At 32.7% G+C, this 17392-nt stretch carries 18 protein-coding genes; 1 reads left to right on the forward strand and 17 read right to left on the reverse strand.

The features are described 5' to 3' along the window. A partial coding sequence (locus FJV36_RS06485) for an integrase core domain-containing protein (protein ID WP_158728933.1) occupies nucleotides 1-422 on the forward strand: 422 nt, incomplete at its 5' end. 370 nt (nucleotides 423-792) lie between these two features. On the opposite strand, the gene FJV36_RS06490 is transcribed toward FJV36_RS06485, so the two are convergent. From FJV36_RS06490 to FJV36_RS06570, 17 genes are all read right to left on the reverse strand, one after another. Next, on the reverse strand, nucleotides 793-1503 hold the full coding sequence (locus FJV36_RS06490) for a hypothetical protein (RefSeq protein ID WP_158728185.1): 711 nt from the start codon (nucleotides 1501-1503) through the stop codon (nucleotides 793-795). A gap of 162 nt (nucleotides 1504-1665) precedes the next feature. Next, nucleotides 1666-2382, reverse strand: coding sequence for an SDR family NAD(P)-dependent oxidoreductase (locus FJV36_RS06495; RefSeq protein WP_158728186.1), 717 nt, complete (start codon nucleotides 2380-2382; stop codon nucleotides 1666-1668). 169 nt (nucleotides 2383-2551) lie between these two features. Then, a complete protein-coding gene (locus tag FJV36_RS06500) occupies nucleotides 2552-2881 on the reverse strand; it encodes a multidrug efflux SMR transporter (RefSeq protein ID WP_158728187.1) in 330 nt (109 codons plus the stop codon). Nucleotides 2882-2952: 71 nt separating this feature from the next. Then, the gene (locus tag FJV36_RS06505) at nucleotides 2953-3513 is read right to left on the reverse strand and encodes a Crp/Fnr family transcriptional regulator (protein ID WP_158728188.1); all 561 of its coding nucleotides are present in this window, start codon (nucleotides 3511-3513) and stop codon (nucleotides 2953-2955) included. A 185-nt stretch (nucleotides 3514-3698) separates the two neighbouring features. Further along, nucleotides 3699-4934 (reverse strand): TCR/Tet family MFS transporter, encoded by a 1236-nt coding sequence (locus tag FJV36_RS06510; RefSeq protein WP_038503344.1) that lies wholly within the window; start codon nucleotides 4932-4934, stop codon nucleotides 3699-3701. Nucleotides 4935-5067: 133 nt separating this feature from the next. Then, nucleotides 5068-6452 (reverse strand): IS3 family transposase gene (locus FJV36_RS06515; RefSeq protein ID WP_370515718.1). Its coding sequence is split into 2 segments (ribosomal slippage): nucleotides 5068-6137 and nucleotides 6137-6452, totalling 1386 coding nucleotides; the frame shifts between segments, so codons are not numbered across the junction. A gap of 410 nt (nucleotides 6453-6862) precedes the next feature. Continuing rightward, a complete protein-coding gene (locus FJV36_RS06520) occupies nucleotides 6863-7945 on the reverse strand; it encodes a DUF262 domain-containing protein (protein ID WP_158980926.1) in 1083 nt (360 codons plus the stop codon). Continuing rightward, the gene (locus FJV36_RS06525) at nucleotides 7942-8976 is read right to left on the reverse strand and encodes an adenine-specific methyltransferase EcoRI family protein (RefSeq protein ID WP_158980928.1); all 1035 of its coding nucleotides are present in this window, start codon (nucleotides 8974-8976) and stop codon (nucleotides 7942-7944) included. The genes FJV36_RS06520 and FJV36_RS06525 overlap by 4 nt, the downstream gene beginning before the upstream one ends. A 235-nt stretch (nucleotides 8977-9211) precedes the next feature. Beyond that, a complete protein-coding gene (locus FJV36_RS06530) occupies nucleotides 9212-10096 on the reverse strand; it encodes an Imm51 family immunity protein (protein WP_158980930.1) in 885 nt (294 codons plus the stop codon). A 176-nt stretch (nucleotides 10097-10272) separates the two neighbouring features. Further along, entirely contained in the window at nucleotides 10273-10677 is a 405-nt protein-coding gene (locus FJV36_RS06535; RefSeq protein WP_158980932.1) for a lysozyme inhibitor LprI family protein, read from the reverse strand. Nucleotides 10678-10855: 178 nt separating this feature from the next. After that, nucleotides 10856-11266, reverse strand: a complete 411-nt coding sequence (locus FJV36_RS06540; RefSeq protein WP_158728192.1) for an OsmC family protein — start codon at nucleotides 11264-11266, stop codon at nucleotides 10856-10858. Then, nucleotides 11254-11655, reverse strand: a complete 402-nt coding sequence (locus FJV36_RS06545) for a DoxX family membrane protein (protein ID WP_158728193.1) — start codon at nucleotides 11653-11655, stop codon at nucleotides 11254-11256. The genes FJV36_RS06540 and FJV36_RS06545 overlap by 13 nt, the downstream gene beginning before the upstream one ends. A gap of 25 nt (nucleotides 11656-11680) precedes the next feature. Beyond that, on the reverse strand, nucleotides 11681-12214 hold the full coding sequence (locus FJV36_RS06550; protein ID WP_158728194.1) for a carboxymuconolactone decarboxylase family protein: 534 nt from the start codon (nucleotides 12212-12214) through the stop codon (nucleotides 11681-11683). Nucleotides 12215-12281: 67 nt separating this feature from the next. Next, complete coding sequence (locus FJV36_RS06555; protein WP_158728195.1) at nucleotides 12282-13142, reverse strand: AraC family transcriptional regulator; 861 nt, start codon at nucleotides 13140-13142, stop codon at nucleotides 12282-12284. A 1315-nt stretch (nucleotides 13143-14457) separates the two neighbouring features. After that, nucleotides 14458-15114, reverse strand: a complete 657-nt coding sequence (locus FJV36_RS06560; protein ID WP_158728196.1) for a hypothetical protein — start codon at nucleotides 15112-15114, stop codon at nucleotides 14458-14460. Between the two features lie 197 nt (nucleotides 15115-15311). Beyond that, nucleotides 15312-16703, reverse strand: a complete 1392-nt coding sequence (locus FJV36_RS06565) for a hypothetical protein (RefSeq protein ID WP_158980934.1) — start codon at nucleotides 16701-16703, stop codon at nucleotides 15312-15314. Between the two features lie 17 nt (nucleotides 16704-16720). Continuing rightward, on the reverse strand, nucleotides 16721-17392 hold the full coding sequence (locus FJV36_RS06570; protein WP_158730422.1) for a hypothetical protein: 672 nt from the start codon (nucleotides 17390-17392) through the stop codon (nucleotides 16721-16723).

The following is a 17392-nucleotide window of genomic DNA, read 5'->3' on the forward strand; positions in this document are numbered from 1 at the left end:
GCAGAATATTAAAAGATTTTTTCTCTTTTTCTATAAAACAAGACAAAGTAATCGCTTTTCTTTCAGATTTATTTTTGGAATACCAATACCCTGAAAGTGTTGTGATAAGAAGTGATAATGGAAGTCAATTTATTGCCAAAAGTGTTCGAGAATACCTTGGACTCATAGGAGTTCAGCAAGAATTTACACATGTAGCAACACCCGAAGAAAATGCGCATATTGAAGCCTATCATGGAATATTAAAAAAAGAAGTGTTCCAAAGAGTTGATTATAGAACTTTTGGAGAAATTGAGCTAATATTAAAAAGATATGTAATTTTCTATAATAATACTAGGCTACATGGCCTTTTAGGACGCATTACACCAATAGAGAAATGGAACCAGGACAAGCATCTAATTTTAATGAAAAAATTAACCGCATAAATAATAATCGAAATTTAGAATAATACTCTTGTTTTATAGGGGTCAAAACACTACTTTTCACGTTTCTGCATTTCAGATTCTAAACATCAAACTCAAAAAAAAATCGCTTTTATCGTTAAAAACTTCCTAACAAAAATCTCCAATTTTTGTCACAAAATTTCGATTTTCTGCACAACTAAATGTCTTTTAAAAACCTGATTTTCTTCTGTTTTCCGTTCAACTAGCCACTAACGTTCTGGTACTACAGCGGGTTTGGGTTCTAAATTAAGATTTATTTTTCGGTTATCACTAAACATCCAAATACAAAACCATTTTCCCATTAAGCCAATTGCCCAAATCCGTTGTAGTAGCTGTTAGTGGCTGGGCTTATTCAGCTTTCCAATTCTTCCCATTCATTTTTGTCTGGAATCATTCTTAAATTTCTAAATTCATTAAAGTCTTTAAAAAAATCAGTTCCTGGAAATCCATCAATTTCCTTTTTACCTTTCCAGGTCAAATGAATAACAGCAAACTGCTTTTCAAAGTTTTGATTTCTAACTTCAAATAAAACATCATCATCAGATTTATATTTACAAAGTGCAGAAAATTTAAAATCTGAAAGTTTATGTTTTTCTTGTTTAGGTTTTAAAAAATCAAACATAGATTTTTCTTCCAAACCGATTTCTTTACTTAATTCTTCTTCAAAACCAAATTTTTGATTTATTGTAATATCTTCCCAAGGCTCTTCAACAAAAAGGTTGGAAGAGTTTTGTAGAGAAAAAAAATCTAATACATCTCTGTCAATTCCCGCAATATCAATTCGCTTTGGTTCGGTAGGGAAATCAGGATTATCCTCAAACGTATAACCACCAATTGGATAAAGAAAATAGCCATTCTCTAATTGTACATTAAATCGCAAAGAACTCCATTTTTTATAATCAGGTTTATTTGCTTTCCAAAATTTCCAAACAGATTTTTGTATGTATTTAAAATAATTTTCGGTTGGAACAAATTCTCCAAATATGCAACCCATATTTTCGTCTCCGATTTGTAAGTCGGTTGTTCCTATAAATAGTTTATTTGAATATATTTTTGCTTTCAACGTTCTCTTTTTTTAGCCTTGCCACTAACGTTTTGGGGCTTTGCGAAGGTGGGGAATTAGAAGTACAAATGTTCATATTAGCACAAATGTTGATTAGAATTCCAAATGTTCAAATTTAGCACAAATGCCCCACTTTTGCAAAACCCCTGTTAGTGGCAGTTTTTATAGTCTTGAGTAGATTGCTGATGGAATTCCTTTTAATATTGTTGCTATTAGTCGCCAGCGTTTTGTTATATACGCAGTTTTTCTTCTCTTTTTTATGCTTATCCATATTTGTTGGGCAGCTTTTGTTGGTTCGGCTGTCCAAGGTAAATCTTTTCTTTCTAACATATCGGTTTGAACAAATCCAGGTCTAATGTCAGTGATTATTATATCATTATTTGTCTTGTAAGATTTTTGTTTTAGTCCTTCTAAATAATTAATTTGGAATGCTTTTGATGCAAAATAGCTAGGTGCAACACGGTTTCCTCTTAGACCTGCAATTGAAGTTATTACTGCAATGTGACCGTAAGTTTGTTTCTCAAAAAAATGGTAGAACCAGTTCACGATAAAAGTAAATCCTATGACATTCGTTTTTGCAATTTCAATTTCTCTTTCTGTATTGAGTTGCTCATTATCACCACCTAATCCTGAACATAGAACAACTATGTCAATTTTTCCAAGTTTCTGGCTAATGTTTTCTAATTGCAGTTTTGCTTGCTCAATGCTAGTAATGTCAATTTCTAATGGCAAATATGAGTTTGGACATTCTGCATAAAGATTATTCAATAGTGCCATTCTTCTACCTGCAATAACTACTTTGTGATTGTCTTCCTTTATTTGTCTAGCTAATTCCTTTCCAATGCCTGACGATGCTCCTATTACAACTACATTTTTCATTTAATTTTTAGGTTTGTTCTAAAATTGCCACTAACGGTTCGGGGCTTTGCGATGGTGGGGCAATCGAAGCACAAATCTTCAATTTTGCACTAAAGTTCAACCGAAGAACAACCGTTGAACTTTGCAGTTTCGCCCCACTATTGCAAAACCCTTGTTAGCGGCTGGCATTTTAGTGTGCTGCTGATTTTGAGAAAAAATTCATTACGATAACTCCTGTCACAATTAAAATAATTCCAATAATTGCTGGAATGTCTAACGATTGCTTAAATACCACAACCGAAATTATAGCTGTCAAGACAATTCCTAAACCACCCCAAATTGCATAAGCTATTCCCAAAGGAATGGATTTTAAAGCTTGCGAGAAAAAGAAAAAGCAAGCAATATATGCCACAATTGTTATCGCTGTTGGCAATAATTTTGAAAAACCGTCTGATGCTTTCATAAAGCTCGAACCTACAACTTCAAGTACGATTGCTAATGATAAAAATAAATATTTCATTGTTCTTTTGTTTTAACTGATGCAAAGAAACAAAAATTAAAAAGTGCTTTTTTTGACAAATGTCAAAATCGTTATTTCTTTCTAATACGGCTCAATGTTTCTTGCGAAATACCCAAATAAGAAGCAATATGTCCTAAAGAAATTCTTTGCAAAGCTTCGGGTTGGTTTTTCAAAAGCCAATGATAATGCTGTTCTGCGGTATGTGTTTGTAATAAAAAAGAACGTTCCTCTAAAATTTTGCAATATTCTTCTGCCATTTTTCTACCAATCGTATTCATTTCCTGCGATGATTTGTAGAAACTTTCAAGGTCATTGCTTGAGATATAATATAAAGTGGTGTCTTCTAAAAACTGAATGTTTTCAATTGAAGGTTGGCTAAAAAATAATGGCATTACTGAACCTAAAATTCCGCTCTCAAAACCAAACCAAACATTAATTTCTCTTTCATTGATATTATAAAACGAACGAACAAGCCCTTTTTCAATTACGAATAAATTTGAAACAATTTGTCCTTCTTTGAGCAAAAAATCGCCTTTTTGTTTTATCAGACTTTTAATTTTTTCGTTAAGTTCTGTTTCGATTTCAGAGGTCAGATTTCCGTATTTTTTAAGTTGTTTTATGAGAGGGTTCATTCTTTGTTCGGTGTTGATTTATGCTTGCCGCTAACGGGTTGCGGCTAAAAGAAGTGGCGGCTTTGGAACACTAAACTGTCTAAACGCACAATGTTTATTAGTTGCACAACTGTTTATATTCGCACTTCGCCCGCCATTTTTTTTAGGTGCTGTTAGCGGTTCGTTGTTTTCTGTCTATATGGTCATTACTTGTCCACCGATTTTATCAGTCTATTTGATTTTTTAAAACTTTTAAGAAACAAAATTAAACTAATTAATGTCAATATTGAAGCAATTAAAAAAGGAATTCCTGGAAAATAAATCTCGGATTGTTTTCCCGTAAAGTAAGAAAAACTGCTTGTCATTAACGGTGGTGCAATCAGAGTTGTCAAGCCCATTAAACTGCCTAAAGCACCTTGAAGTTCACCTTGTTCGTTGTCGGGCATTGCAGAAGACATAATACTTTGAACGGCTGTGCCTTGAATTCCACCAACTATGAAAAGTAATAAAGCGGTAAAGAGCAACCATTGCCACGGTGTAAAAGCAAACAGAAAAAAGCCCGTCATCATAAGTACAAATCCTAATACTGCCATTCGTTTGTCGCCCAATTTTTTTGCCAAAATACTGACTAACCATAACTGAACGATAATTGATAGAATGCCTATAAATGCTAATGAGTAGCCAACAAGAGAGGTGCTCCACTTAAATTTTTCAATGGTGAAAAATGCCCAAACACTTTCCATACTGTGATTAGCGATGGAAACAAAAATCATTGATAGCACTAAAGTTTTTATCAATGGGAATTTCTGTAAGTGTTTGAGGGAACCAAATGGATTAGCTCTTTTCCAGTCAAATTTCCTGCGGTTATTTGCTTTTAACGATTCCGGGAAAAAGTAATAGCCGAAAATAAAATTGATAAAACTTAAAATAGCAGCAACAATAAAGGGTGTATGAGTTCCGAATTGTACCAATGTTCCGCCAATTATGGGTCCAATTATAAACCCCAAACCAAAGCCTGCGTTTATAAGTCCGAAATTTTTAGTTCTATTATCGTCTGTGCTAATGTCGGCAACACAAGCAGATGCAACGGAATAGCTTGCTCCTGTTATACCTGCAATTGTCCGCCCAACAAAAAGCCACAAAATACTTGGTGCAAAAGCAAGAAAAATGCAGTCGATGCTAAACCCAAACAATGAGCTTAAAAGTACTGGTCGCCTGCCATATTGGTCGCTTAAATTCCCTAAAACTGGTGCAAAAACAAATTGCATAATTGCATAAGCAAATGAGAGCCAGCCTCCGTATTTGGCGGCTGTGCTGATGTCTGAATGAAGTAGATTAATTAGTAGTTGTGGTAGAACTGGAAAAATTAGTCCAAAACCTGCGGTGTCAATTACGACAACTATTAATACAAATATGAGTGTTGATTTATGATTTGATTTCATTTTTATGAAGCGATAAATTATAGCATTACTCTGAAAAGTATAATGCAGTTTGTTAATAATAAATTCAATTAAGAAGAGTATCAACCATGTACGTCTTCAAACTAAAGTGGACTTTTCCTAAGAGAGTATTTAGTTAATAATTCAAAGATAAATGTTTTTTTTGATTTGTTGTTAATTTTAATTTTTGGTACTCATTTCTTCGGCCAATAATAGCCATTTTCTTTAATCGTTCACGTTCTTTTAAAATCATTTCACCTCTTCCAAAATAGACATCTGCTGGGGTTAAGTTGTTTAATGATTCATGATAGCGTTCATTGTTATAGCGATAAACAAACTTTTCTAAAGCAGCTTCTAATTCTTCGGGAGCAAAGTAATTATCAAGTTTTACCACGTTTTTCATAGTTCTGTGATAGCGTTCAATTTTTCCTTGTGTTTGTGGATGATTGGGTCTGCCATGTACTTGTTGCATTTGATAATTGTCTTTTAAATACGTTTTTAATTCGCTTGCAATATAGCACGAACCATTGTCTGACAAGAGTTTTGGTTTTTGTTTAGTTACCAATTTTGCTTTTTTAATGGCAGTATCCACAGTTCTTTTTACATCATCGGCTTTCATGCTTGAGCAAAGTTCCCAATGCACAATGTATCGGCTGTAATCATCTAAAACCGTACTCAAGTAATACCAACCCCAACCCAATATTTTAAAATAGGTAAAATCCGTTTGCCACATTTGATGAACAAAGCCTGTTTTGTCTGTAAATTCATTACCTGCACTCAGAAAAATATGAGCTGGAGCTGTAATTAAACCTCTTGACTTTAAAATCCGATAAACACTTGATTCTGATAGGAATATCTGTTGTTCATCAGTGATTTTATAGGCTAATTCTCGAGAAGACAAATCAGGATAATCTAAAGCTAATTTTACAACCAAATTCTTCTGCTCTTGTGGAATGCTATTCCATTGCCTGTTTGCTGCTCTTTTGGTTGGAAGCAATCCTTCAACACCATTTTCGCTGTAAGCATGATACCAATTGTAAAACGTACTTTTATTGATTCCAATCTCCCGAAGTGTTCGATTTACGCCAATTTCTGAACGAGTAACCATGTGAATGATTTCTTGTTTTTCGGATACTGTAAGTCGCATATATTTCTTAAACTTTTCAGTTAATCCAGCATGTCCAAGCTTTTTTTTACAATATCGTAGCGTAAAACTAAATCGGCAATCATTACTTTTAAAGACTGATTTTCTTTCTTGAGCTCTGATACTTCATCACTCGTAGCTTCTCTTGTTACATCGCCTGCTAAACGCTTTTTACCTGCTTCCAAAAATTCTTTGTTCCACTTATAAAACTGAGATTCATTAATGGAATACTTACGACACAATTCTGCAACTGACATTTCTGCTCGTAAAGCTTCCATAACAATCTGAATTTTTTGTTCAGAACTAAAGATTCTTCGTGTGTTTCTACGAATGTCTTTGATGAAATTCTCTGCTGTTTTTTTCTTGGGTGTTTTCATAATAATTCAAATTTAAGGATTTTGAAAACACTCTCTTAGTTTTGAACTAAATCAGTCCACTTTTTGCTGACGATTTACATCAACCAGATTTGGTTAAGAAAAAAAGCGTAGAACGCTATGAAAATATTATTGCCTCATAATGGCACAAATATAAACAAAGTTTAAGACGTCAATGTCGAGTTGCGAAAAATAATTAACAAGACCAACGAAGTGTTAGTTTTTTTGTCGGGCGTTTAATGCTTGTACATTTACAATGACCGCTAACGTTTTGCAGCTTGGCGAAGTGGCGGATTTAGAAGCACTTACTTTCAATTTAGCACTAATGTTTATTAGAAATCCGAATGTTCAATTTAGCACTGAACCCGCCATTTTGCCAAACTGCTGTTAGCCGTTCGGTGTTTTGTTTTCCGCTATTTTCCACTCTTTATTCGGTTGTCGTGTTTACAAAGCATTTGACAATTTTCGGCTGTCGTTTTTCCGCCTTCGTGCCAAGGTGTAATGTGGTCGGCTTCCATTTCGTTAATTTCAAATTCAACGCCACACTTTACACAAATTCCCTTTTGTCGTTCAAACGCTTCACGCTTTTGTTTGTCTGTAAATGCTCTAATACTTAAATACTTTTCGTTTCGTGTCAAAACGTATTCGTAAATGCCTGACTTTTTTGTAACGTCTTCGTCTTGCATTAAGGTCGTTATTTCTTCTTCTAATTTTTTAGCGTCAAAATTTTGGTCTTTGTAGTTGTTGTAAAGAAAACCATAATTTATACCTTTCATTTCTTTGCGATATTTTGGAAAAACTACTTTTATCCAATTCATCAAACTTGTAAAGTACAACCACAATTCACTTGCATTTGGCTTGTGTTGATTTTCAGCCATATATTGCTCAATGTTGTCTTTGCTTATCCAGCTAATTACAGTTTCTAAATAATCTTGTCGAATAGGTGAACCTGTTATGTAATCGTTACCAATGTTGTAAGCTGGACAACCTGTTTTACTGAAATACTTTTTAGCTTCTGTTAGCCAAGTTCCTGTATAAATTGCGTTTCGCAATTCTTGTGCAGTTAGTTTTTCGCCTGCAATATTTATGGTTTTGAACCAATCTAATTTTTCTTTGTCGTTACCTTCGCAGAAGTAAACCATAAGTTTGTAGTCCAAAATTTGGTTTTGTTCTACATCAGTAAGATTGTTGAAGTACATTGAGTTTAAAGAAAAACTTCCCGAAACATATTCGCAAAGACTTATTGTTCTTTGTTGTCCGTCCAAAACTTCGTAAGTGTCATCTTCATTTTTTACCCAATACATTACGTTTAATGGAAAATTCTTTTGCACCGTTTCAATTACAGAATCACGCTGTTTGTCTTTGTAAACAAATTCACGCTGATATTTTGGACGAATATTTAGTAAGCCACCAAAACCAACAACGCCTTCTTCGTTGTCGTTAAAATAGCCATTTGCAACTTCGCTTATTTTTATTTCCTTAAGTTCTATTTTCATATTCTTCTATTCTTTATAAATACACGTGCAAAGGTGTTAACTCCTTTAATTATTGGTCTTGCATCTTTGTCGCCTAAAAATGGTATTCCTACAACTTCCTCGTTATAACCTGCTGAAGAAGCCATACCTAAAATTTCAAATTGTTCAGGATTATATTTGTCTAAAAATGATATTGGCACGCCCATAACACCCTTGAAATCCATAGGAATATCTTTAGTTTTATCTACATTTATTGCGTCATAATTATCATAAAATGGATATTCACTTTCATTGCCTAAATAAGTTTTGTATAGTATAATATCCTCGTGTCTTTTTCTATTGTCAATATTAGTAAACCATATTGCTTGAGCTCTCGCTTTAACTTTACCATTGATAATTTTGTAGCCACTACCTTCTTTTTTTGTTTCAGTTAGAACTTTTGAGTAATCAGTTGGTACATCAAACAACATATCAGTACTCATTGGTGTAACTCCAACCCACATTTTATTTTCTTTAATTAATTGAAAACTTTCCTTATATGTTATAGCGTTTTTATTTCCAATTATTAAGAACTTTTTATTAAACTCAATAAGTTGCGTAACATATTCACGAAATAAAGAAAAAGGCGGATTAGTAACAACAATATCGGCTTGCGTTAGCAAGTCGATACTTTCTTGGTTTCTAAAATCACCATCGCCTTTTAATTTATGTATTCCAATTTCTTCTGGATTTGGAACTCTATCGCCATTTTTGTCGCCTGTATATTCAAGCCAAATTGCACTTTCAGAGGAATGTTCACTAAATAAATCACGTTCTTGGTTTTTGTAACAAGTTGTAATTAAGCGTTTCAGTCCTAAGTCTTCAAATTTGTGAGAGAAGTAATGAAAGAAATTACTAATTCTTGGGTCGTCACAATTACAGAAAATTGTTTTTCCCTCAAATTGGGTTTTATAGTGTCTTAATTCTTTTTCAATGTCCGAAAGTTCAGTGTAAAACTCGTCATTCTTTAGTGCTTTTGCGTTTTTTAAACTTTTATTTTGTGATTTCGCCATTGATATTTTGTCATTTCGTTAAAGTCGCAAATTTACGCTTTTAATTTCTGTTTTTGTCGGTTTGTCTGTCGGTTTTTGCTGTTCGCTACACTGACGGCTAACGTTTCGGGGCTTTGCGTTCGGGCGGGAAATCGAAGCACAAAGATATAAATTTATTACTAAAGTTCAATTGAAAAACTGCCGTTGAATTTTGCACTTCAGCCCGCCTGACGCAAAACCCTTGTTATGTGTAGCCTTATTTGTAGTTTTTCTCATCAAACATCCAAGGAGCAAATCCTCTTGTTTTTATTGTTCCCCATTTTAGTATACTTTTAGCTTCTTCACTTACCTTTTCAGATTTGTCTTTTGTCATTTTTAAAACAATTTCTTCTGGATATTCGTATAACATTCCAAGTCCTAATAATCCTAACCAACGAGTGGTTGCATTTTTGCTTTCAAGGGCTTTTAAAAAATAGGATTGCGTTCGTAAATCGGGTAAATGTCTATCACAAATAAATGCAACAGCCCATATAAGTTGTTGGATTACTTTATTGTCTGCCTCTCGGTCAATTGCTTCCAGAAAATAGGTTATAGTAGTAGGGTGTGATAAATAGTTGTCCCAACGTCTTATTTTTGTACGTGCTTCTGAATTAATCTTTTTTGAAGCAATTATTTTATCTTCACTTGTTCCGTTCACTATGGCGTTCAAATATTCTTTTTGCTTACGAGATAACGCAGGGTAGGGAACATTTTTATAAAACTCATCTTGCATTTCTTTATCTAAGTCTATCACAAATCCTTTCAGTAAAAGTTTTTCTGCATCTTCCAAGGGTATTAAAGGTTTGGTATTTTCTACTGGTAAATGTTGCTTTTCATTTCCTGTAATTTGTTGCAATAGATTAGATAATTTAAGAAGCGAATTTTTATTTACAGAATACGCACAGAACATTCCTGCCTCACTATCAAAACCAATTTCTTTTTGAATGTTATGTTCTTTGGCAAGTTTCTTTGCTAATCTTTCAATGGTGTAACCACCTCCACCTTTATCTCCAAGATAATCATCGAAATAATGAAAGTCTGAACAAATAATTGAAAAATTATCTTCGTGTTCTACTAAAATACAAGGGAAAAATTCATTCATAATTTGTTTGTTGTTTTACGTTTGTCAAAGGTTACACATAACGTTCTGGCACTACAGCGGGTTTGGGACTAAATTAAGCTCTATCTTCGGATTTGCCAAATATTCCAAATACAAAACCAACTTTCTATTAAGCCAATTGCCCAAATCCGTTGTAGTGGCTGTTATGTGACGTAGATTTAGGTTCTTTTAATAAGTACTTTTACTCTTTCAAAAACAAATTCCGCCTTTTGGTCAATAATAATCATATCAAAATCATTACTACCTTCATTAAAATCTCCTGATTTTTTTTCTTCTGAATAGACTTTTTGGAAATATTTATCACGTTTTTTTAACCATTCCAATTGTTCCTTTTTTAATTTAGATTGTTCTTCAGCACTTAGTTTGAGTTTTAATTTCTTATACACTACGTTAAGTAAACTGTCCGCTTGGTTATAATATTCGACTGAACAACCTTTCATATATTCACCTTTGTCTAAACAATTTTGATGTGTTAATTCAATTTTTTCAATTGTTTTAAGCGTTTGTGAATTACAATTAAAGGAAAGTGTAATAAGAATTATAATTATTAATTTTTGTATCATAAATCATTTTTTGATTTTACGCATTTTTGGTTCTATGTCACATAACGGTTTGGGGCTTTGCGATGGTGGGGAATTAAATGCACAAATGCTCAATTCAACACAGATGCCAAATATAAGCACAAATGTTGAATTAAGCACTGTCGCCCCACTATCGCAAAACCCTTGTTACCTGCCGTTTTTATTGTTGCAGTTCGGTGGCGTGTTCTATATTCCATTCTCCCATTATTTGACGATGGATGTAACAGGCATCTGCTTGCTTTAATAGCTCGTCTTTTTGTTCTTGGGTGATGTTGCCTTCTATCTGAATACCTATTTTTATATTGGTTTTTAGCCCATCTGTTTCACGTTTTACTTCTTGAGATAGTTCGGCTTTTACTTCGCCTATTTCCCACCCTTTTTGTCGAGCAATATATCGAACGGTTGCTACTTTACACATTGCCAAACCACTCAACACCAATTCAGAAGGACTTAAACCTAAGTCTGTCCCTTTGCTTTTTACAGGCTCGTCTCCAATTATGGTATGAGTTCCGTTGGTTATGATGCTTTGATACCCTTCGGGTAAATTCTTGATTTTGATTATTGTTGCCATATTGTTTTTTCTTTGTTAAAATGATTTAAACCTAAACCTAATAATGAACCAAATAATGCAATATGAATCATTATATTCATCCAATTTCCCGATGGAATGTGTATGGTTAATAATGCTACAAGCATAATAAAGGCTAGGAATGTAAATGCGAAGAATAGTTTTTTGTTTGCTAAAAGTAATATTGCAGCAATCAATTCTAATGAAGACAAAATGATGGCTAAAACAAAAGTTCCAGAATCACCGAGAAAGCTCCAACCTGAAGATTTTAAAAACCCTGCCGCATTCTGCAGACCTACTCCTCCAAGAAATCCTTCAAAAAACTTTTCCAGACCGCCCCAAACAAACAACAACCCGAATGCAATTCTAATAATTATATTTCCGATATTCATTTTATGATATTTTAAATGTTAAAAATTAAAGCTCAGGTGCAATTGGAAAATCAATTGGAAAGCCAGTCAAATTGTGGATATAGTTGCTGATTATTTTATCGCCAACCACAATTACCACATCAATTAGATTCGCTTCGGTGTAACCTGCTGCAAAAAATGCTTCTTTACTTTCTTCTTTGGTGTTGCCACGGTTTTCTACCACAGATGCAGTGAATTTCACCAAAGCATCTAATTTAGAGTCAAATGAAGCTGAACCTTTACGCAGTTCAATTACCTGCTCATCTGTAAAACCATTCATTTTACCCAAAACGGTGTGAGCCGACTGGCAATAACGGCAACCATTAATTTGACTTGTTATTAAATTAATTACCTCCCTTTCCTTGGCTTTTAGTGTTGATTTGCGATTTTGTAAAGCAAGATAATCGCCTAGTGCCGTTTCGTTTTTTGCGTAATAGGCATACAAATTGGGTACAAAGCCTAAACCTTTTTGCAAGTTGTCAAAAATGGCTTGATTGTTTTCCGATACTTCTCCTCGGGTGGGAACTGTGAAATTTGTCATCTTTTTAATTTTATATTGTTTATAAATTAATTACGATGCAAAGATGCAGTCTTAAAGAGGCCTTCTGTTAGGTCATTAAACCCGATGAGTTGGCAATATTTCCCAAAAATGAATTTTTGAAGTCGGAAGGGCTAATATTTTCCATTTTTTTAAAAAAACGGCTAAAAGTCTGTATATCTTCAAAGCCCAATTCGTAGGTAATTTCTTTGATTGCTTTGTCGGTATATCGTAACATTCTTTTGGCTTCCAAATGTTTTCTTTCGTGTATGATTTGCAGCGGACTTTTGTCTGATAATTGTGAGAAAGTGTTGGATATTGTCTTAGGCGACTTTATCATCAGGTCTGCATACTCTTTTACGGTGTGCTTGGTTTTAAAGTGCTGTTCTACCAAAAAATTAAACTCTCTAATTATATCTACCTCTTTATTATCAAGTTTAGAAATATTATATTGGCGTTTATGTATACGAGTACAAAGTATAATAAACCTTTTGAGCATCATTTGTAGCATTTCTAGTTGCAGTTCATCTTTTGATTGCATTTCTATATTGAACATTTGCCAAAATGTTTCAAATTTTTCTATTTCCTCTACTGGGATTTGAAAATATGGAAGTTGAGTAGCACCGTAAAATAATAAACCTTTACAACTTACTTCGCTGCCGTGGTCTAAAACACAATAAAACTCCCGGTTAAATTTTATAATTCTTGCCGTTTCCAAATTGTTGAACTCAATTCTATGAAAAACTGTCAAGCATAAAATAGTATTGTCTTTTATGATTTGAGTTGTTCCTTCATACTTTATTTCACAGTCTTTTCCCTTAACCCAAATAAATAAAAGCGGATTATTTAAGTCTTTTTCAAGCCTTAACAGCTCATCCTTTTTATATTCTTTGAGTTCTAAAATTTCGTTATTTTGTCCTGTATAATTCATTGTTGTGGTTTGTTTTTCAAAATGGCAGGTAACGTTCCCTTGCTACAAGCGGTTTGGGACTAAATTAAGCCTTATTTTCGGATTCGCCAAATTCTCACAAATACAAAACCATATTTAAATTAAGCCAATTACCCAAATCGCTTGTAACAAGTGTTACAGGATGGTTGTTGCCAACCGATATTCCTATTATTAATCGATTTTAATCCTATTTTTGGCAGGCTAAAATCCCAATTCTTGCCTAAATATTGGCTAAATTTTATTCTCCTTTTTTCATTTCAACTTGAAAATCAAAACGAGTGTTTGCTTTTATTCCCATTAAAAACTCCAAAATTTTCGTTTCTGTTTTTCCTTTTCCGATTAGAAGCTCCAAAATTCAAGCTTTGTATTTCAAGTTCTGCTTTTCAGATTCAGTTTAGAGACTCCAATATTCAAGCTTTGTATTTCAAGTTCCGCTTTTCAGATTCAGTTTAGAAATTCCAATATTCACGCTTCTGCTTTTCAAGTTCCAATTAGAACCTCCAATTTTCAAGTTTCTGCTTTTCAAGTTCCGATTAAAAACCCCAATATTCACGTTTCTGTATTTTGATTTTTCTGCGCAACTAAATGGTTCTTAAAAACCTGATTTTAACTGAAAAGCTCTTTCTCAACTATCCTGTAACGTTTTGCGGCTACACGAGGTTTGGGACTAAATTAAGACTAATTTTTCGGTTAAACACTAATTTTTCAGATACAAAACCAACTTTAAATTAAGCCTAAAACCCAAATCTCGTGTAACCGCTGTTAGGCGGGGGTTGTTTTGTCGGAATTGCGATTAAACCTCTAATTTTTCACACTTTTATTTTTCAATTTTTTGCTTTTCAGATTCCAACTTTCACGCTTCCGCTTTTCAAGTTTCTACTTTTTAGACTCCAACTTTTACACTTCCGCTTTTCAAGTTTCCACTTTTCAGATTCCAACTTTCACGCTTCCGCTTTTCAAGTTTCTACCTTTCAGATTCCAACTTTCACGTTTCCGCTTTTCAAGTTTCCACTTTTCAGATTCCAACTTTCCACTTTTAACTTTTCAGATTTCCGCTTCTAAATTCCAACTTTCACGTTTCTGCTTTGTAAACTTCTTGAGGAAACCAATTCATTTTCTAATTGTTTTCATCTGCGTAATTTCGGCGCAACTCACGCCTAACGTTTTGCAGCTACACGAGGTTTGGGAAAAAGTACGCCTTAATTTGCGGTTAAAGACTGAACTTTCAGGTACAAAACCGACTTTCAGTTTATGACCGAAACCCAAATCTTGTGTAACTGCTGTTGTGCGTTCGCTTTTATTTTTGAAATTGAGTTAAAACCTTATACTCAATGTTTGTATTTGTTGCAGAAATCACTTCTATTCTCAAACCACGAAAGCCAATAATTTTGCTTTCAGACAAATCATATTGTAAATCTTGAGTAAATGCTGGTCTTGCAAGGTCATCAATGTATTCTCGGTAAATAAATTTTAACGCATTTGCAACTCTACCGTTATATATAAATTCTTGTTTAAAATATTCTTTTTTTGGAACTGGTGCATAGGTTTCAGTATATTCTATTATATCTTTAGTTTGGAGCATAGTTATTCCCATTCCATTATTAGCAAAAACTACTGCTTTTCCTCCATTTTTTGGTACGGCAATTCCAAAAGTTGGGTCAGAAATATTAGTGTATAAATTAAATTTGGTGGTAAAACTATCGTTGATATAAACATCACCTTCTTTAATTTCTTTGATAATATATCCAGGTTTAGCTTTTCTTCCCTTTGTAATTCTGATGGCATTATATTTATATCCTGTTTCTTTGGAGACTAATGTTATTCCAATTTCTGTATTATTTATTTTGTTTAGTTCAGGTATAAATGTAGTTAAGCTTTCTGGTGTAATTAATTTTGTTTGAACACCACAAGAAATAAAGAATGAGGAAACTAAAAGCACTAATGATTTTTTCATATTTATTATATTAATTATTATTATTTCGGTTTTCTGTCGCTCGAAAGTGACGCACAACGTTCTCGCGCTACAGCGGGTTTGGGACTAAATTAAGCCCTATTTTCGGATTTGCCAAATCACTCCAAAAACAAGACCATTTTTCCATTAAGCCAAATGCCCAAATCCGTTGTAGCGTGTGTTACCTGCAGTGCTTTTTTTTATTGTTCAATTTGTTTTAATTCATTCCCAACAAAATACAAACTAAAATCAAAACCATAATACCATCTTTCAATTGTACCATTTTCGTTTGTTATTTTATTAGACCATATTGGAATTCCCCATGATTTTTTACACATTTCTTTAGACATACCTATTTTAAGTTTACCTAAAGCAATTAATTCTCCATTTACATTTCCGAACATTTCAATACATTCTTTTTTCCTCTTTTCGAATGCGATTTTTTCTTTTAGTTCAATATCTTTAAATTCTTTCTCTTGTTTTAGTTTTAAATTTTGTTGTGAAATTTTTTCCTGTCGTTCTTTTTCCAAAATATCTTTTTCTAATATCCAATCTCCTATGTCATTTATGGCTACTGTTTCATCTTTTTGATTTTTAAGAATATAACTTATCCACGATGATCCTTCCAAAATTGTTACGTCAATACAGTTCCAACGATCATTTGGCTCAATTTTAACTTTTTTTGGTATAATAATGGATTTGCCATTTTCATCTTCAATTGTTGACATTTTTTTTAAATCTTGAAGTTCAATTTCCCCGAAATTTGGTAAAAGATTTTCTCCAACATATTTTTGTTTCTGTTTGATAAAATATGAAACTAAAATCAATCGGCTTCTCCAATGAATATATCCACTTTCTTTTTTTTCCCAAAAATATAATATTTCTCCAGTTGCTTCATCCTTTAATTCAAAAGCAATATCTGAATTATTCATATCTATATTTTTTGAAAAAGTTTCATTTGATTTTTTTTCATTGCTTTCAAAACTATAAAAGTATTCTGTTGAAAAATTCATCTTTTTTAGTTTGTCTCCATACAGAACATCTGTTATCGTAAAATATTTGTTTCCCACCATATCATTATTGGCGAATCTAAAATCGTATGCTACATCACGTTCATAATTATTAAAATAGCCATAATATAGATATGGTTTGTAAATATTAGTATTTATAGATTCTATTGTTAATGTTTGATGATATTCTCTACTGATATTTGAAGGCCTAAATACAAAAGTTTTTGACAGCCCCTTTTTGGTGTTTGTAGAATCTAATACTATTGTTTCCGAATTACGTTTAAACAAGAAAGGATAAAAATCTTTGATTTCTACATTACGGACATAAGTTTGTGGAACTATATCTGTATATCTATTTTTTTTGAGCGGTAAATATACTTTTTGTCCAATATATTTTTTATAATCGCTTAATTTAGGAAGTGACTCCCAATTGGAAAGACTATCATACGGAACTGATTTTTCGACTATTTGTTCTTCTTCTTTTTCGAATTTTGAAATAGTAATTTGTGAAAAAATACTAGAAGAATTAAATGTCAGAAATAGAATTATTAAGAATTTTAGGTTTTTTAATTGACTTTTCATTAGGTAGGATGAATATATTATTTAGTTGGTGTCGTTTCTTTAAGTTTTTCGTTAATTAGTTTAGCAACTTTCTCAATGTCTATTATATCACTAAACCTTCTTTTGTACCCTATTATGTGAACTTCTCCATATTTAGCGTAGGAAACATTTCCATTTACAGTAATTTGGCATTCATTATTTTTTAAAAATCTATCGAATGAACTTTTGCCTTCACAAATAATTATTTCAGGTTGTACAATTGCCACAATTTTATCAACCCAAGTTTTGGATCTACTATAAACTTTTAGGTGCTTTAAATGACTTAATAGTTTATACAATTCAGTTTCTTTGGTTGTTGCAAAAAAGAAATGATTAGTTTTTACTGAATTTTCCAAATACTCGGTACAATTAGCTAATTGAAATAATTTTCTTGTGTTTCTTGCTAATGCGTATTTAAAATCTTTGTATGAGTATTCCAATTTTTTTTGAATTTCTAGCTTCTTGACTTTTTCTCCATTATTATGTTTGTAATATCCAGCGCCTGGATTTATTCCTATAAACATAAATTTTGGTTTATTATGAAGGCCTGACAAAAGAATTTGTGTCCCTTTATAATATTTATCTAATCCTGTTGTCAATTCATTATCGTTCTCAAATTTATTTATAAATTCTTGCACTTCACTTTTTAATTCATCATATGAATTTTTCAT

The organism is Flavobacterium sp. I-STPP5a, assembly GCF_009764685.1.
Taxonomy (GTDB): domain Bacteria; phylum Bacteroidota; class Bacteroidia; order Flavobacteriales; family Flavobacteriaceae; genus Flavobacterium.

Excerpts from the sequence above, each read along its gene's own strand:
- FJV36_RS06510 (WP_038503344.1), bottom strand. The coding sequence starts at position 4,934 with ATGAAATCAAATCATAAATCAACACTCATATTTGTATTAATAGTTGTC.
- FJV36_RS06565 (WP_158980934.1), bottom strand. The coding sequence starts at position 16,703 with ATGAAAAGTCAATTAAAAAACCTAAAATTCTTAATAATTCTATTTCTG.
- FJV36_RS06555 (WP_158728195.1), bottom strand. The coding sequence starts at position 13,142 with ATGAATTATACAGGACAAAATAACGAAATTTTAGAACTCAAAGAATAT.
- FJV36_RS06495 (WP_158728186.1), bottom strand. The coding sequence starts at position 2,382 with ATGAAAAATGTAGTTGTAATAGGAGCATCGTCAGGCATTGGAAAGGAA.
- FJV36_RS06500 (WP_158728187.1), bottom strand. The coding sequence starts at position 2,881 with ATGAAATATTTATTTTTATCATTAGCAATCGTACTTGAAGTTGTAGGT.
- FJV36_RS06530 (WP_158980930.1), bottom strand. The coding sequence starts at position 10,096 with ATGAATGAATTTTTCCCTTGTATTTTAGTAGAACACGAAGATAATTTT.
- FJV36_RS06505 (WP_158728188.1), bottom strand. The coding sequence starts at position 3,513 with ATGAACCCTCTCATAAAACAACTTAAAAAATACGGAAATCTGACCTCT.
- FJV36_RS06560 (WP_158728196.1), bottom strand. The coding sequence starts at position 15,114 with ATGAAAAAATCATTAGTGCTTTTAGTTTCCTCATTCTTTATTTCTTGT.
- FJV36_RS06545 (WP_158728193.1), bottom strand. The coding sequence starts at position 11,655 with ATGAATATCGGAAATATAATTATTAGAATTGCATTCGGGTTGTTGTTT.
- FJV36_RS06520 (WP_158980926.1), bottom strand. The coding sequence starts at position 7,945 with ATGAAAATAGAACTTAAGGAAATAAAAATAAGCGAAGTTGCAAATGGC.
- FJV36_RS06540 (WP_158728192.1), bottom strand. The coding sequence starts at position 11,266 with ATGGCAACAATAATCAAAATCAAGAATTTACCCGAAGGGTATCAAAGC.
- FJV36_RS06570 (WP_158730422.1), bottom strand. The coding sequence starts at position 17,392 with ATGAAAAATTCATATGATGAATTAAAAAGTGAAGTGCAAGAATTTATA.
- FJV36_RS06535 (WP_158980932.1), bottom strand. The coding sequence starts at position 10,677 with ATGATACAAAAATTAATAATTATAATTCTTATTACACTTTCCTTTAAT.
- FJV36_RS06550 (WP_158728194.1), bottom strand. The coding sequence starts at position 12,214 with ATGACAAATTTCACAGTTCCCACCCGAGGAGAAGTATCGGAAAACAAT.
- FJV36_RS06525 (WP_158980928.1), bottom strand. The coding sequence starts at position 8,976 with ATGGCGAAATCACAAAATAAAAGTTTAAAAAACGCAAAAGCACTAAAG.